This is a genomic window from Cupriavidus sp. MEYA8, from assembly GCF_059278825.1.
This window is the reverse complement of the sequence record NZ_CM181221.1, coordinates 999,774-1,014,917: the sequence shown is the minus strand read 5'-3', so window position 1 is coordinate 1,014,917 and position 15,144 is coordinate 999,774. Positions and strand designations below refer to the sequence as shown.

General features: G+C 65.3%; 14 protein-coding genes and 1 tRNA gene. 1 reads left to right on the top strand and 14 read right to left on the bottom strand.

The features are described 5' to 3' along the window. Positions 1–6 precede the first annotated feature (6 nt). The 14 genes from nuoG to AC5WJ1_RS04630 all read right to left on the bottom strand — a co-directional run bounded on the left by nuoG (position 7) and on the right by AC5WJ1_RS04630 (position 14,329). A complete protein-coding gene (gene nuoG / locus AC5WJ1_RS04695) occupies positions 7–2,373 on the bottom strand; it encodes an NADH-quinone oxidoreductase subunit NuoG (RefSeq protein ID WP_195428133.1) in 2,367 nt (788 codons plus the stop codon). A gap of 12 nt (positions 2,374–2,385) precedes the next feature. Then, positions 2,386–3,681: an NADH-quinone oxidoreductase subunit NuoF gene (gene nuoF, locus AC5WJ1_RS04690; protein ID WP_133094165.1), complete on the bottom strand. Its 1,296-nt coding sequence runs from the start codon at positions 3,679–3,681 to the stop codon at positions 2,386–2,388. 1 nt (position 3,682) lies between these two features. Further along, on the bottom strand, positions 3,683–4,180 hold the full coding sequence (nuoE, locus tag AC5WJ1_RS04685; protein ID WP_133094164.1) for an NADH-quinone oxidoreductase subunit NuoE: 498 nt from the start codon (positions 4,178–4,180) through the stop codon (positions 3,683–3,685). A 184-nt stretch (positions 4,181–4,364) separates the two neighbouring features. Continuing rightward, positions 4,365–5,618: an NADH-quinone oxidoreductase subunit D gene (locus tag AC5WJ1_RS04680; RefSeq protein WP_135704881.1), complete on the bottom strand. Its 1,254-nt coding sequence runs from the start codon at positions 5,616–5,618 to the stop codon at positions 4,365–4,367. A 9-nt stretch (positions 5,619–5,627) separates the two neighbouring features. Further along, a complete protein-coding gene (locus AC5WJ1_RS04675) occupies positions 5,628–6,227 on the bottom strand; it encodes an NADH-quinone oxidoreductase subunit C (protein WP_133094162.1) in 600 nt (199 codons plus the stop codon). A gap of 1 nt (position 6,228) precedes the next feature. After that, the gene (locus AC5WJ1_RS04670; protein WP_011297145.1) at positions 6,229–6,711 is read right to left on the bottom strand and encodes a NuoB/complex I 20 kDa subunit family protein; all 483 of its coding nucleotides are present in this window, start codon (positions 6,709–6,711) and stop codon (positions 6,229–6,231) included. Positions 6,712–6,717: 6 nt separating this feature from the next. Further along, complete coding sequence (locus AC5WJ1_RS04665; protein WP_010809131.1) at positions 6,718–7,077, bottom strand: NADH-quinone oxidoreductase subunit A; 360 nt, start codon at positions 7,075–7,077, stop codon at positions 6,718–6,720. Between the two features lie 166 nt (positions 7,078–7,243). Continuing rightward, positions 7,244–7,328 (bottom strand) — tRNA-Leu (locus tag AC5WJ1_RS04660). 187 nt (positions 7,329–7,515) lie between these two features. Next, complete coding sequence (gene secG, locus AC5WJ1_RS04655) at positions 7,516–7,902, bottom strand: preprotein translocase subunit SecG (protein ID WP_195428135.1); 387 nt, start codon at positions 7,900–7,902, stop codon at positions 7,516–7,518. A gap of 73 nt (positions 7,903–7,975) precedes the next feature. Beyond that, a complete protein-coding gene (gene tpiA, locus AC5WJ1_RS04650) occupies positions 7,976–8,680 on the bottom strand; it encodes a triose-phosphate isomerase (protein WP_240745985.1) in 705 nt (234 codons plus the stop codon). Between the two features lie 160 nt (positions 8,681–8,840). Further along, positions 8,841–9,845 carry an NAD(P)H-quinone oxidoreductase gene (locus AC5WJ1_RS04645; protein ID WP_195428137.1) on the bottom strand — a complete coding sequence of 335 codons (1,005 nt, stop codon included), beginning with the start codon at positions 9,843–9,845 and terminating at the stop codon, positions 8,841–8,843. 155 nt (positions 9,846–10,000) lie between these two features. Continuing rightward, complete coding sequence (gene pnp / locus AC5WJ1_RS04640; protein WP_133094158.1) at positions 10,001–12,175, bottom strand: polyribonucleotide nucleotidyltransferase; 2,175 nt, start codon at positions 12,173–12,175, stop codon at positions 10,001–10,003. A gap of 456 nt (positions 12,176–12,631) precedes the next feature. Further along, entirely contained in the window at positions 12,632–12,901 is a 270-nt protein-coding gene (gene rpsO, locus AC5WJ1_RS04635; protein ID WP_010809136.1) for a 30S ribosomal protein S15, read from the bottom strand. Between the two features lie 159 nt (positions 12,902–13,060). Further along, entirely contained in the window at positions 13,061–14,329 is a 1,269-nt protein-coding gene (locus AC5WJ1_RS04630; protein ID WP_135704879.1) for a branched-chain amino acid ABC transporter substrate-binding protein, read from the bottom strand. Between the two features lie 199 nt (positions 14,330–14,528). Here AC5WJ1_RS04630 and AC5WJ1_RS04625 point away from each other — a divergent pair, with 199 nt between their 5' ends. Continuing rightward, positions 14,529–15,062: a hypothetical protein gene (locus AC5WJ1_RS04625; RefSeq protein ID WP_133094156.1), complete on the top strand. Its 534-nt coding sequence runs from the start codon at positions 14,529–14,531 to the stop codon at positions 15,060–15,062. Positions 15,063–15,144 lie beyond the last annotated feature (82 nt).

The window sequence follows — 15,144 nt, the reverse complement described above, 5'->3', positions numbered from 1 at the left end:
TTGTTCTTACGCCGTGGCCACGGCGCCGGCTTTGGCCGGTGCCAGGTCGATGGCCTTCTCTACGGTGACCGTGCCGAACATGCCGCCCAGGCCCATGGCCGCCGGCGTTGCCGCCGGCACGCGCACGGTGTTAGCCGGCAGCGTGGCTTCGAGCACGGCCGGCAGCACCACGCTGCCCTGCCCTTGCGTGACGCGGACCGGGTCGCCCGACTGGATGCCCAGGCGCGCAAACAGGTCGGCCGGCAGCGCGATCTGCATGGCGCGGCGCGCGGCAGCGGTCAGCTGCAGCGAGTCGGCGCGGCGCACGATCGGGTCGGCGTGGTAGATCGGCACGTCGGCGATGCGTTCGATGCCGTTGGCGGCAGCGGCGGCAACGCGGATCGGCGCGTCGGTGGCATTGTCCAGCTGTGCCTCGACCGGGGCCGACAGCACTTCGGCACGGACCGACTCGGCGGTTTCGTAGTCGAAGCCGGCAACGTCCAGCAGGTTGCCCAGCACGCGCAGCACCTTCCAGCCCGGACGCGACTCGCCCAGTGCGCGAACCACGCCGTTGAAACTCTGTGCCTTGCCTTCGCAGTTGACGAAGGTGCCCGAAGTTTCGGTGAACGGCGCTACCGGCAGGATCACGTCGGCGTACTGCATGGCAGCTTCCGAACGGAACGGCGACAGCACCACCACCGTGTTGGCCTGCGACAGTGCAGCCAGGGCCTTGCCCGGATCGGCGGTGTCGAATTCCGGCTCGGTGTTCAGCAAGATGTAGGCCTTGCGCGGCGTGTCCAGCATTGCCTGCGCGTTGGCGCCGCCTTGCTTCGGCAGCGCGCCGGCGATGTAGCCGCCGACGGTGTTGGCCGCTTCGGTCAGGAAGCCCAGCGTCGCGCCGGTCTCGGTGGCGATCCACTGTGCCAGCGCATGCAGCGCCGAGAACTGCGGATGACGCGCGGCCTCGTTGCCGAGGAACACGGCACGGCGCTCGCCCTGCAGCAGCGCTTCCGCCACCTTGGCGGCGGTGTCGCCACCATCGAAACCATCGGTGCCGGCCGGGGCGGCGACGCCCTTGGCGGCGGCCACGGCACGGGCCACGCCGGCGAGCGCGGCAGTCCAGCCGGACGGCGCCACGTCGATGCGGGTCGCCGGCATCAGCAGGTCTTCACCGCCGGCACCCAGCACGGCCACGCGGGCGCCCTTCTTGGTCGCCTGGCGCAGGCGCGAAGCCAGCAGCGGATGATCCTTGCGCAGCGACGAGCCGATTACCAGCACGCGTTGCAGCGCGGTGACGTCGGCCACCGGCAGGCCGAGCCACGGCGCGCCCTTCAGCGCGGCCGAGAAGTCGGACTGGCGCAGGCGGAAGTCGACGTTGTCGCTGCCCAGGCCACGCACCAGCTTGCCCAGCAGGAACAGTTCTTCCAGCGTGCTGTGCGGGCTGGCCAGCGCGGCGATCTGGTCGGCGCCATGCTCGCGCTTGATGCCAGCCAGGCCATTGGCCACGTATTCCAGCGCGGTCTGCCAGTCGGTTTCCATCCATTCGCCGCCCTGCTTCAGCAGCGGGCGGGTCAGGCGGTCGGCACTGTTCAGGCCTTCATACGAGAAGCGGTCCTTGTCGGAGATCCAGCACTCGTTGATGTCTTCGTTTTCCAGCGGCAGCACGCGCATCACGCGCTGGTTCTTGGTCTGCACCACCAGGTTCGCGCCCAGGCCGTCGTGCGGCGAAACCGACTTGCGGCGGGCCAGTTCCCAGGTGCGGGCCGAGTAGCGGAACGGCTTGCTGGTCAGCGCGCCGACCGGGCACAGGTCGATCATGTTGCCCGACAGTTCCGAGTCAACCGTCTTGCCGACGAAGGTGGTGATCTCCGAGTGCTCGCCGCGGTTGAGCATGCCCAGTTCCATCACGCCGGCCACTTCCTGGCCGAAGCGCACGCAGCGGGTGCAGTGGATGCAGCGGGTCATCTCCTCCATGGAGATCAGCGGGCCCACGTTCTTGTGGAACACCACGCGCTTCTCTTCCTTGTAGCGCGACTCCGAGGCACCGTAGCCCACGGCCAGGTCCTGCAGCTGGCACTCGCCGCCCTGATCGCAGATCGGGCAATCCAGCGGGTGGTTGATCAGCAGGAATTCCATCACGGACTTCTGCGCCTTGACTGCCTTCTCCGAATTGGTGAAGACCTTCATGCCGGGGGTCACCGGCGTGGCGCAGGCAGGCAGCGCCTTCGGGGCCTTCTCGACCTCGACCAGGCACATGCGGCAGTTGGCCGCGATGGACAGTTTGCGGTGGTAGCAGAAGTGCGGGATGTAGGTGCCCAGCTTGCGGGCCGCTTCCATCACCAGGCTGCCCTCAGCAACCTCAACCTTCTTGCCGTCGATCTCTAGTTCAACCATGTTCTGCCACGCTTAGATGTAGGCCGGAACCATGCACTGCTTGTGTTCGACGTGATATTCGAACTCTTTCCAGTAGTGCTTGAGCATGCCGCGGACCGGCATCGCCGCGGCATCGCCGAGCGCGCAGATGGTGCGGCCCATGATGTTTTCCGCGACGTTGTTGAGCAGGTCCAGGTCTTCCTGGCGCCCTTCTCCGTGTTCGATGCGATTGACCATGCGATACAGCCAGCCGGTGCCTTCGCGGCACGGCGTGCACTGCCCGCACGATTCCTCAAAATAGAAGTACGACAGGCGCAGCAGCGAGCGGACCATGCAGCGCGTCTCGTCCATCACGATCACCGCGCCCGAGCCCAGCATCGAGCCGGCCTTGGCGATCGAGTCGTAGTCCATGTCGGACGCCATCATCAGGTCGCCCGGCACCACCGGCGCGGACGAACCGCCCGGGATCACCGCCTTGATGCGCTTGCCGCCGCGCATGCCGCCGGCCAGTTCCAGCAGCTTGGCGAACGGCGTGCCCAGCGGGATCTCGTAGTTGCCGGGACGCTCGACATCGCCGGAGACCGAGAAGATCTTGGTGCCGCCGTTGTTCGGCTTGCCCAGCTTCAGGTAGTTCTCGGGACCGACGGCCAGCAGGAACGGCACCGCGGCGAAGGTCTCAGTGTTGTTGATGGTGGTCGGCTTGCCATACAGGCCGAAGCTGGCCGGGAACGGCGGCTTGAAGCGCGGCTGGCCCTTCTTGCCTTCCAGCGATTCCAGCAGCGCGGTTTCCTCGCCGCAGATGTAGGCGCCATAGCCGTGGTGGGCGTGCAGCTGGAAGCTGAAGCCCGAGCCCAGGATGTTGTCGCCCAGGAAGCCGGCAGCACGCGCCTCTTCGAGGGCTTCCTCGAAGATCTTGTACTCGTTCCAGATCTCGCCGTGGATGTAGTTGTAGCCCACGGTGATGCCCATCGCGTACGCGCCGATGGCCATGCCCTCGATCAGCGAATGCGGGTTGTAGCGGATGATGTCGCGATCCTTGAACGTGCCAGGCTCGCCTTCATCGGTGTTGCAGACCAGGTACTTCTGGCCCGGGAACGTGCGCGGCATGAAGCTCCACTTCAGGCCGGTCGGGAAGCCCGCGCCGCCGCGGCCACGCAGGCCCGAGACCTTGACGTCGGCGATCACCTGCTCGGGCGGGATCTTTTCGGTCAGGATGCGCTTCAGTTGCTGGTAGCCGCCACGCTTGACGTAGTCTTCCAGGTGCCAATTCTTGCCGTCCAGGCCGGCCAGGATCAGCGGCTGGATATGGCGGTCGTGCAGACTGGTCATGTTACTTGCCCCCCTTGGCGGCTTCAGCCTTCAGCTCGTCGACAAGCGCGTCGAGCTTGTTGTCGCTCATGAAGCTGCACATGCGGGTGTTGTTGACGATCATCACCGGCGCGTCGCCGCAAGCGCCCATGCACTCGCCCTCTTTCAGGGTGAAGCAGCCGTCAGCGGTGGTCTCGTTGTAGTCGATCCCGAGCTTGCGCTTCAGGTACTCGCCAGCCCGCTCGCCACCCGACAGGGCGCACGGCAGGTTGGTGCAGACGGCGAGCTTGAATTTGCCCACCGGCTTGGTGTCGTACATGTTGTAGAAGGTCGCCACCTCTTCCACCCACACGGGCGGCATCTCGAGGTAGTTGGCGACGAACTGCATGACTTCGGGGGAAACCCAGCCCACCTCGCCCTGTGCCACGGCAAGCGCCGCCATCACGGCCGACTGCTTCTGGTCGGCCGGATACTTCGCGATCGCGCGATCGATTTCCTTGAGAGCTTCTGCTGATAGCATGGTCATTGCAGTAAAACGGCGGAGGCAGCGCCACTGGGCGTCCATCCGCAGGTTTGCAGCCGTCGCTGCCGTTCCGCCGGCGGGCCTTAGGCCTTGCCGGTCCGCCGCGGGTCTTCCGGGCCGCTCCGCTCGGCGGAGCACCTCGGAAAGCGCCCGGATCGTCGTCCGGGCCGGCGGTCCGTGATTAGCGGTCGATCTCGCCGAAGACGATGTCTTGCGTGCCGATGATCGTTACCGCGTCAGCAATCATGTGTCCCTTGGCCATTTCGTCCAGCGCGGCCAGGTGCGGGAAGCCAGGCGCACGGATCTTCAGGCGGTACGGCTTGTTCGCGCCGTCCGAGATCGCGTAGATGCCGAACTCGCCCTTCGGGTGCTCCACCGCTGCATACGCTTCGCCTTCGGGCACGTGGATGCCTTCAGTGAACAGCTTGAAGTGGTGGATCAGTTCTTCCATGTTGGACTTCATGTCCACGCGCGAGGGCGGCGCCACCTTGTGGTTATCGGTGATCACCGGGCCCGGGTTGCGGCGCAGCCATTCGATGCACTGCCTGATGATGCGGTTGGACTGGCGCATCTCTTCCACGCGCACCAGGTAGCGCGCGTAGCAGTCGCCGCCCACGCCCACCGGCACGTCGAAGTCCATCTTGTCGTAGACCTCGTACGGCTGCTTCTTGCGCAGGTCCCACTCGATGCCCGAGCCGCGCAGCATCGGGCCGGTAAAGCCCATCTGCATCGCACGTTCCGGGCTGACCACGCCGATGTTGACCAGGCGCTGCTTCCAGATCCGGTTGTCGGTCAGCAGCGTCTCGTACTCGTCGACGTACTTCGGGAAGCGGTTGGTGAAGTCCTCGATGAAGTCCAGCAGCGAGCCCGAACGCGCTTCGTTCATCGCCTTGATGGCGCGCTCATTGTGGATCTTCGAGGCACGATATTGCGGCATCGTGTCAGGCAGGTCGCGGTAGACGCCGCCCGGACGATAGTAGGCCGCGTGCATGCGCGCGCCCGACACCGCCTCGTACATGTCGAACAGGTCTTCGCGCTCGCGGAAGGCGTACAGGAACACCGCCATCGCGCCAACGTCGAGAGCGTGCGCACCGATCCACATCAGGTGGTTCATGATGCGGGTGATCTCGTCGAACATCACGCGGATGTACTGCGCGCGGACCGGTACTTCCAGGCCCAGCAGGCGCTCGATCGCCATCACGTAGGCATGCTCGTTGGACATCATCGACACGTAGTCGAGACGGTCCATGTAGGGCACGCTCTGGATCCAGGACTTCTGTTCGGCCAGCTTCTCGGTGGCACGGTGCAGCAGGCCGATGTGCGGGTCGGCGCGCTGGATGACTTCGCCATCCAGCTCCAGCACCAGGCGCAGCACGCCGTGTGCGGCCGGGTGCTGCGGGCCGAAGTTCAGGGTGTAATTCTTGATGTCTGCCATGGCGCGTTCTCAGTGCTCCAAACCGCCGTACTTGTCCTCGCGGATCACGCGCGGCGTGATTTCGCGCGGCTCGATCGTGACCGGCTGGTAGATGACCCGCTTCTGTTCGGGGTCGTAGCGCATTTCGACAAAGCCGGAGACCGGGAAATCCTTGCGGAACGGGTGGCCGACGAAACCGTAGTCGGTCAGGATGCGGCGCAGGTCCGGGTGGCCGTCGAACACGATGCCGTAGAAATCGAAGGCTTCGCGCTCGAACCAGTTCACCGAGTTCCACACGTCGATCAGGCTGGCCACCACCGGGAAATCGTCATCCGGGGCGAACACGCGCAGGCGCAGGCGCCAGTTGTGGGTGATCGACAGCAGGTGCGAGACGGCGGCAAAGCGCGGGCCGTCCCAGGCGCCGTCGCCGAAGTCGGAATAATCCACGCCGCACAGGTCGATCAGCTGCTCGAAGCGCAGCGAGGGATCGTCGCGCAGGATGCGGGCGGCTTCCAGGTAGTCGTCGGCCTTGACGATCAGCGTCAGTTCGCCGGTCGCCTCGATCAGTTTCTGCACGCGCTTGCCGAGAGCCTTCTCGAGCGCGGCCTTCAGGATGTCGAGCTTCGCCATTTCAGCCCTTGCGCGCGATGGTGTTGGTACGCTTGATCTTGTTCTGCAGCTGGATCACGCCGTAGATCAGCGCCTCGGCCGTCGGCGGGCAGCCCGGCACGTAGATATCCACCGGCACGATCCGGTCGCAGCCACGCACCACCGAGTACGAATAGTGGTAGTAGCCGCCGCCGTTGGCGCACGAGCCCATCGAGATCACCCAGCGCGGTTCCGCCATCTGGTCGTAGACCTTGCGCAGCGCGGGGGCCATCTTGTTGCACAGCGTGCCGGCCACGATCATCACGTCCGACTGGCGCGGCGACGGGCGGAACACCACGCCGAAGCGGTCCAGGTCATAGCGCGCCGCGCCGGCATGCATCATTTCCACGGCACAGCAGGCCAGGCCGAAGGTCATCGGCCACAGCGACCCGGTGCGGGTCCAATTGATCAGCTTGTCAGCGGTAGTCGTGACAAAGCCTTCGTTGAGAACGCCTTCGATTGCCATTTCACATCACTCCCAATCGAGCGCGCCCTTTTTCCAGATGTAGACGAAGCCCACGATGAATTCCAGCAGAAACACGCCCATGGCGATGAAACCCGGCCAGCCGATATCCCTCAGGGCAACACCCCAGGGAAACAGGAAGGCGGTTTCGAGATCGAACAGGATAAAAAGGATGGCGATGAGGTAGTAGCGCACGTCGAACTTCATGCGCGCATCCTCGAATGCTTCGAAGCCGCACTCGTACGGCGACAGCTTCGCGGGATCGGGCTTGTTCGGACCGAGGATCCGACCAATCGACATCAGTGCCACGCCGAGCACGACACCGAAGATGATGAAGATGAGAACGGGGAAGTAGGCTTCGAGATTCAAGGTACGGCCAGCCTTATCTGGAATGTTGTCAACAGCACCAGCTGAAGCGGCGTCCTGTTGCCCACCCCAGGCGCTAAGCCACGAGAATCATGGCGCGCCGCCTTGCGGACTGCCGGAGTCCCACGCTCGGGTGCATTGCCCGGCCAGGGACTCCGATCAAGTTGTTTGGTGCCGACGGCGAGACTCGAACTCGCACAGCTTTCGCCACTACCCCCTCAAGATAGCGTGTCTACCAATTTCACCACGTCGGCTGGGGGAGAAACAATATTGCCTGGCGCCGGGTTTTCAGGCCCTTCAGGACTCTCGCTGGGGCGTTTGCCTTCGCTTAAGCCCCATCGCTGGGGAATCGTTTCAAGCCTTGCATTCTAACCTAAATTTCTTGCTTTGTTCAACGCACAACTGCAAAAAAACTCAGGAATCCGCCGCAAGGCAATCGGATTATTTCGGTACAGCGGGACCTGCGGGCGCCGAAGCGTCAGCAGCGGCGGCCGGGGCAGCGGCCGGGGCAGCGGCCGGGGCCGATGCGCCTGCCGTGGCCGGGGCCGAGGCCGGGGCGGCACCCATCACGCCCAGCGACGCAGCGGGCTTGTAGTTGCCCAGCAGCGTCAGCGCCAGCGTGCACACGAAGAACAGCGTGGCCAGCACGGCGGTGGTGCGCGACAGGAAGTTTGCCGAGCCGGTGGCACCGAACAGGCTGCCCGAGGCGCCCGAGCCGAATGCCGCGCCCACATCGGCGCCCTTGCCATGCTGGATCAGCACCAGGCCAATCACGCCCAGGGCCGACAGCACCTGCAACACCACCAACAAAGTCTTGAAGATTGCCATTTGATTTAAATAAGCGTTACTTGCCTGGTTACTTCCTGATCGAAACGAACCGAACGATCGGAACGGCCGGCATTCAGGCGTTGCCGATCGCGAGGAAATCTTCCGACTTCAGCGAGGCGCCGCCAATCAGCCCCCCGTCGATATCGGCCATGGAAAACAGTTCGGCCGCATTGTCGGGCTTGACGCTGCCGCCGTACAGGATGGCCATGCGCTGCGCCACGCCGGCGTCGCGCGCCGCAACCTTGGCGCGCAGGAAAGCGTGCACGGCCTGCGCCTGCGCGCTGGTCGCGGTCTTGCCGGTACCGATCGCCCAGACCGGCTCGTAGGCCAGCACCACGCGGCTCAGTTGCTCCGCCGACAGCGCGTCCAGCACTGCCTGCAGCTGGCGGCCGACGACGGCCTCGGTCTGATCGGCCTCGCGCTCGGCCAGCGTTTCGCCGACACAGACCACGGGGACGATACCGAATTCCAGCGCGCGCAGCGCCTTGGCAGCCACGACCTGGTCGGTTTCGCCATGGTAGGTGCGGCGCTCCGAGTGGCCGACCAGGGCATAAGTGCAGCCGAACTCACCCAACATCGAGGCAGCAACCTCACCGGTGAAAGCGCCACGCGCTTCGGCCGAGACATCCTGTGCACCCCAGGACACTTGCGAGCCGTTCAGCAGCGCCTGGCATTGTGCAAGATAGGGGAACGGTGCGCACACCGCCAGCGACGCACGCGCCACGCCGCCCTTGATCCCCTCCAGCAGCGCCGCGTTCGCAGCCAGGCTGCCATGCATCTTCCAATTGCCGATGACGAGCTTTTGTCTCACGAGGTGCCCCTCCAAAATCAAACCCGCTATTGTAGCGTGTGGCAGGGGCGGGGGCTACCGCCGCCCGACAACGGCGGGCGGCGGCATTTTGCTGCGTGACTTCGGCGCCGTCAGGCGGCGCACGGCATCACCAGGTCAGCACGATCTTGCCGATATGCTCGCTCGACTCCATCAGGCGGTGCGCGTCGGCGGCCTGCGCGGCCGGAAAGACCTGGTGGATCACCGGCTTGATCTTGCCGCCGGCCAGCAGCGGCCACACCTGCTCGTGCAGCGCCGCGGCGATCTTGCCCTTGAACGAGGCCGGCCGCGGACGCAGCGTCGAGCCGGTCACGGTGATGCGGCGGCGCAGGATATCGCCGAGCGGGATCTCGGCCTTGGCGCCGCCTAGCAGCGCAATGATGACGATGCGGCCATCGTCGGCGATGCACTTCAGCTCGCGCGCCAGGTACGGGCCGGCAACCATGTCGAGGATCACGTCGACGCCCTTGCCGCCGGTCAGCGCGGCCACCTCGGCAACGAAGTCCTGGGTCTTGTAGTTGATCGCGCGATCGGCGCCCAGGTCCTCGCAGGCCTTGCATTTTTCATCGGTGCCGGCGGTGACGAATACCTTGAAGCCCAGCGCCTTGGCGATCTGGATCGCGGTGGTGCCGATGCCGCTGGAGCCGCCCTGGATCAGCAGCGTTTCATCCTTGCCACGCGGGCCCTGGCCCAGGTAACCGCGGTCGAACACATTGCTCCACACCGTAAAGAAGGTCTCCGGCAGCGCGGCGGCTTCGATATCGCTCAGGCCATCGGGCGCCGGCAATACCTGCGCCAGCGGCGCGGTGCACAACTGCGCGTAGCCGCCGCCCTGCACCAGCGCGCAGACGCGGTCACCCACCTTGAGGCCGAAGCGGTTGTCGGCATGCGACAGGTCGCCACCGACCACCACGCCCGCCACTTCCAGGCCAGGCAGGTCCGACGCGCCCGGCGGCACCGGATAGTTGCCGGTGCGCTGGAATACGTCCGGGCGGTTCACGCCGGCGGCGGCCACGCGGATCAGCACCTCGCCCGGGGCGGGCACCGGATCGGGCCGCTCGGTCAGCTGGAGGACTTCGGGGGCGCCGTATTCGCGGATCTCGATGGCTTGCATGCTTCTTTGCTCCTTGTCTTTGCTCGGTGTGAGCGTTGGCTCGATGGGGGCTCGATGGGTTGCCGCAGTGTAAACAAAAAAACGGCCGGGCATCGCCCGGCCGTTTTTCCGCGGCACCGCCTTGCGGCGGCACCTGTGGGACATTACTGCCCCGCTTACTGCTGCTGCTCCGAGCCGCCGGCCGGTGCTGCCGGGGCAGCGCCTTCGCCAGCGTTGATCGGGCTGATGCTGCCGCCCTCTTCGGCCAGCGCGGCCTTCAGCGACAGGCGCAGGCGGCCCTTCTCGTCGGCCTGGATCAGCTTGACGCGGACCTGCTGGCCTTCCTTCAGCCAGTCCTTGATGTCCTTCACACGCTCGTTGACGATTTCCGAGATGTGCAGCAGGCCATCCTTGCCCGGCAGGATGTTGACGATGGCGCCGAAGTCCAGCAGCTTCAGCACGGTGCCGTTGTAGATCTTGCCCACTTCGGCTTCCGCGGTGATGCCCTCGATGCGGCGCTTGGCTTCGGCCATGCCTTCGGTCGAGGTCGAGGCGATGGTGATGGTGCCGTCTTCCTGGATGTCGATGGTGGTGCCGGTTTCCTTGGTCAGCGCCTGGATGGTCGAGCCGCCCTTGCCGATCACTTCGCGGATCTTGTCCGGATGGATCTTCATGGTGATCATGCGCGGTGCGTGCTCCGACAGCTCGGTGCGGGCGTGGCCCATGGCTTGCTGCATGTTCGACAGGATGTGCAGGCGGCCTTCCTTGGCCTGCGCCAGCGCGACCTGCATGATCTCCTTGGTGATGCCCTGGACCTTGATGTCCATCTGCAGCGCGGTGATGCCGTTGTCGGTACCCGCCACCTTGAAGTCCATGTCGCCCAGGTGATCTTCATCGCCCAGGATGTCGGTCAGCACGGCGAACTTGTTGCCTTCCAGGATCAGGCCCATGGCCACGCCGGCCACGTGCGCCTTGACCGGAACGCCGGCATCCATCAGCGCCAGGCAGCCGCCGCAGACCGAAGCCATCGACGACGAACCGTTGGATTCGGTGATTTCCGAAACCAGGCGGATGGTGTACGCGAACTCATCGTCCTTCGGCAGCACCGGGATCAGTGCGCGCTTGGCCAGGCGGCCATGGCCGATTTCGCGGCGCTTCGGGCTGCCCACGCGGCCGGTTTCACCGGTGGCGAACGGGGGCATGTTGTAGTGGAGCATGAAGCGGTCGCGGTATTCGCCGGCCAGCGCGTCGATGATCTGCTCGTCGCTCTTGGTGCCCAGCGTGGCCACCACCAGCGCCTGCGTCTCGCCGCGGGTAAACAGCGCCGAGCCGTGCGCGCGCGGCAGCACCGACGAACGGATCTCGATCGGGCGCACGGTGCGGGTGTCGCGGCCGTCGATGCGCGGCTCGCCGTTCAGGATCTGGCCGCGGACGATCTTGGCTTCCAGGTCGAACATGATGTTGCCGACTTCCACCTTGTCGGCTTCCACGCCGGCTTCGGCCAGTGCGGCGGCCACGTTGGCCGTCACTTCCTTCAGCTTCTGGCTGCGGGCCGACTTCTGGCGCAGCTGGTAGGCCTCCTGCAGCAGCGGCAGCGCGACTTCGGTGACCTTGGCGATCAGCGGCTCGTTCTTGGCGGCCGCGGTCCAGTCCCACTCGGGCTTGCCGCCTTCGCGCACCAGTTCATGGATGGCGTTGATGGCGGTCTGCATCTGCTCGTGGCCATAGACCACGGCGCCCAGCATCACGTCTTCCGAAAGCTGGTTGGCTTCCGATTCGACCATCAGCACGGCGCGCTCGGTGCCGGCGACCACCAGGTCCAGGTCCGAGGTGGCGATCTGCGAGCGGGTCGGGTTCAGCAGGTACTGGCCGTCCTTGTAGCCCACGCGCGCGGCGCCCACCGGGCCGCTGAACGGGATGCCCGACACGGCCAGCGCGGCCGACGCGCCGATCAGCGCGGGGATGTCGGCCGGCACTTCCGGGTTCAGCGACACCACGTGCACCACCACCTGCACTTCGTTGTAGAAGCCTTCCGGGAACAGCGGACGCAGCGGACGATCGATCAGGCGCGAGGTCAGGGTCTCGTTTTCCGACGGACGGCCTTCACGCTTGAAGAAGCCGCCGGGGATCTTGCCGGCCGCGTAGGTCTTCTCGATGTAGTCGACGGTCAGCGGGAAGAAATCCTGGCCCGGCTTCGGGTTCTTGGCGGCGACCACGGTCGCCAGCACCACGGTGTCTTCCACATCGACCAGCACGGCACCGCCGGCCTGGCGGGCGATTTCGCCGGTTTCCATGCGGACCTTGTGCTGGCCCCACTGGAATTCCTTGACGACCTTGTTGAACATGGACATGTGCATTCCTTGTCTTGCGTGCACGCCGCGATCACTGCTTGCGATCGTTGCGCAGCGTGCCACGCCTGCGTTCTCAGCCGCAGGCTAACTGCCGGAGACAGCTGCAGTCGCAGGGAAGTGCTATGCCATTCCAGCGCGGCACTGTTGCCGATGCCGCGCTGGAATGACACAAAGCCCCGTTTCCTTGGCCGGTCCGGATACTAAAACCAGAAAAAAGAACAACTTACTCCGTTGCGCGCCTTGCCGCAACGGGGTCCGGCGAATCGAAATCCTCGCCGGAAGCAGTGAAGCGAAAATCACTCCAACCACCTGCAGCATTCCCGGCCGGCGCGGAATCGCCCGGCCAGAAAAGCAAAATGCCTGCCCCAGCAATGCTGAAGCAGGCATCCAGGCCTCACGCGAAACCGTGCAAACCCAGGAATCGCGCTGCCATCGTACGCAACCTCTTGCGCAAGCTTACTTGCGCAGGCCCAGCTTTTCGATCAGGGCGCGGTAGCGGTCGGCGTCGTTGGACTTGAGGTAGTCCAGCAGGCGGCGGCGGCGGCTCACCATGCGCAGCAGGCCGCGGCGGCTGTGGTGATCCTTCATGTTGGCCTTGAAGTGCGGGGTCAGTTCGTTGATGCGGGTGGTCAGCAGGGCCACTTGCACTTCGGGGCTGCCGGTGTCGTTGGCGCCACGGGCGAACTGCTTGATGACTTCGGACTTGTTGATATCGGCGACTGCCATGATGATTTCCTTTCACTTGCGACCGCCACAGCGCGGGATGCGCCGCATGCGTCGTGTCACGGATTTGCCGCCATCCGGCCAGGGGCCAGTCGACGACAGCCGCGCATTATAGCCGAAAAGGCGCGCGAGGAGAATCGCAACCGCGGAGCCTGCCGGGGCTCAAGGGCGCTCCATCCGGCACGTGGTCGGCAGCGTGGTCTGCGCCGCCTTCAGCTTGCGCACGGTGCGGAAGCCGTAGCCCGAGCCCTCGTTATCGAAACGCACCGCACCGCCCTGCTTGTCCATCACGGACACATAGAGCGGCTGCAGTACCTGGTGGTCCTCCGCGCGGACGGTGGCCTCATGGAAATCGTTGACGTAGCGCATGTTCTCCAGCGCCCGCGCCACCTTGACCGCATCGGTGGTGCCCGCTTTCTCGATGGCGCGCGCCAGCATTTCCACCATCATCTGCATGCGCAGATGCACGTAATCGTCCTTCGGCTCGGGGTAACGCGCGCGGAACTGCTGGTAAAACGCATCCGAGGCAGCGCCACCCACGTTCGGGTGCCATTCGGCCACGGCCAGCACGCGGCCGACGCCGGCATCGCCCATTGCCGCGGGCGCCCCCAGGCCGTTGCCGTAGAAGGTGTAGAACTTGGCCTGCAGCCCGCCCTCGCGCGCGGCCTTGACCATCAGGGTCAGGTCATTGCCCCAGTTGCCGGTGATGACCGCGTCCGCGCCGCTTGCCTTGATCTTGGCGATATAGGGGGCAAAATCCTTGATCTTGCCGATCGGATGGAATTCGTCGCCGACGATCTGGATGTCCGGTCGGCGCGCGGCCAGCATCTCGCGCGCCGAACGCGCCACCTGGTGGCCGAAGCTGTAGTCCTGGTCGATCAGGTAGACCTTGCGCACGGACTGGTCCTGCCGGATCACCTCGGTCAGCGCCTGCATGCGCATGTCGGCGCTGGCGTCGAAACGGAAATGCCAGAAGCTGCAGTTCTCGTTGGTCAGGCTGGGATCGACCGCCGAATAGTTCAGGAACAGCACGCGCGCATCGGGCTGGCGCGCATTGTGGCGGTTGATGGCAGAAACCAGTGCGCCCGCCACGGCCGAGCTGTTGCCCTGCAGGACGAAGGGAATGCGCCGGTCGGTCAGCGCGCGCAACTGGATCAGGCTTTCGTCGACATTGCCCTTGCTGTCGAATGTCACCAGCTCGAAGAGCCGCGCGCCCTCGGCGGTCTTGACGCCGCCGCGGGCATTGACGCGCTCGATCGCCAGGCGCAGGTTGCGCGCCACCGCCTCGCCCGCGTTGGCGAACGGGCCGGAAAGGCCGTCGATCATCCCCAGCCGGATCGGCTCCTGCGCGGACGCGCCTGCCGGCACAACCGCCGCCACTGCCAACAACAAGCCACCCAGCCAACCTCGCAACCGCGCCACACCCTGCATAGTCTCTCCCGGAAAGCGGTGGATGGTACGGCAGCACGCCGGTAGTGCGCAAATCACGGCCGCCTCCACTGCATCTGCCGCGATTCGCGTCGAATGCCGTCGTATTCGGCGAAGTAGCGGAGGAAAGCAGCGCCAGGACCACACAAGGCAGGCGGAGAACTACACTTTCGATATCACCCAGGCATTGACCGAGGCCGTCATGAACCCTGCAATCGCCGGCGGCGCCCGCCGGTTCTTACTGGCGCTTGCTGCCGCCCTGCTCTGCGCCTGCTCCACGCTGATGCCGGTCCAGGAAGGCACCAAGCTTGTCGGCCAGCCCAAGGCGGCGGTCCAGGCCATGTTCGGGCCGCCCACCGATATCTACAACCTGCCCGACGGGACCTCGCGCTGGATCTACTCCAAGCAGCCGCTGGGCCAGTACGCCTATGGCGCCGAGTTCGACCGCAACGGCAACCTCACCAGCTTCCGCAATATGCTGTCGACGCCGGAGCTGTACAAGGCGCAGGTCGGCACCTGGACCCGGGAGGATGTGGCGGAGCATTTCGGCGTGACGCGCCTGCCGGTCGAATATTTTCCGCGGATGCGCAATGAAGTCTGGTCCTACCGCTTCCGCCATGAAGACGTATGGCCATCGCTGTTCCACTTCTATTTCGACGATGCCGGCGTCCTGCGCCGGACCCAGATCACGCCCGACCCGCTCTACGACCCCGATGAAAGATTCCGCCGATGGTAGGGGCGATGGCAGGCGCACATGAAAAAGCCCGCCATCCCCGGGTCGGGAATGGCGGGCTTGGTCCGTACGCTCAGGCCGGGTA

Excerpts from the sequence above, each read along its gene's own strand:
- nuoG (WP_195428133.1), bottom strand. The coding sequence starts at position 2,373 with ATGGTTGAACTAGAGATCGACGGCAAGAAGGTTGAGGTTGCTGAGGGC.
- nuoF (WP_133094165.1), bottom strand. The coding sequence starts at position 3,681 with ATGACCAGTCTGCACGACCGCCATATCCAGCCGCTGATCCTGGCCGGC.
- nuoE (WP_133094164.1), bottom strand. The coding sequence starts at position 4,180 with ATGCTATCAGCAGAAGCTCTCAAGGAAATCGATCGCGCGATCGCGAAG.
- AC5WJ1_RS04680 (WP_135704881.1), bottom strand. The coding sequence starts at position 5,618 with ATGGCAGACATCAAGAATTACACCCTGAACTTCGGCCCGCAGCACCCG.
- AC5WJ1_RS04675 (WP_133094162.1), bottom strand. The coding sequence starts at position 6,227 with ATGGCGAAGCTCGACATCCTGAAGGCCGCGCTCGAGAAGGCTCTCGGC.
- AC5WJ1_RS04670 (WP_011297145.1), bottom strand. The coding sequence starts at position 6,711 with ATGGCAATCGAAGGCGTTCTCAACGAAGGCTTTGTCACGACTACCGCT.
- secG (WP_195428135.1), bottom strand. The coding sequence starts at position 7,902 with ATGGCAATCTTCAAGACTTTGTTGGTGGTGTTGCAGGTGCTGTCGGCC.
- tpiA (WP_240745985.1), bottom strand. The coding sequence starts at position 8,680 with ATGCATGGCAGCCTGGCTGCGAACGCGGCGCTGCTGGAGGGGATCAAG.
- AC5WJ1_RS04645 (WP_195428137.1), bottom strand. The coding sequence starts at position 9,845 with ATGCAAGCCATCGAGATCCGCGAATACGGCGCCCCCGAAGTCCTCCAG.
- pnp (WP_133094158.1), bottom strand. The coding sequence starts at position 12,175 with ATGTCCATGTTCAACAAGGTCGTCAAGGAATTCCAGTGGGGCCAGCAC.
- rpsO (WP_010809136.1), bottom strand. The coding sequence starts at position 12,901 with ATGGCAGTCGCCGATATCAACAAGTCCGAAGTCATCAAGCAGTTCGCC.
- AC5WJ1_RS04630 (WP_135704879.1), bottom strand. The coding sequence starts at position 14,329 with ATGCAGGGTGTGGCGCGGTTGCGAGGTTGGCTGGGTGGCTTGTTGTTG.
- AC5WJ1_RS04625 (WP_133094156.1), top strand. The coding sequence starts at position 14,529 with ATGAACCCTGCAATCGCCGGCGGCGCCCGCCGGTTCTTACTGGCGCTT.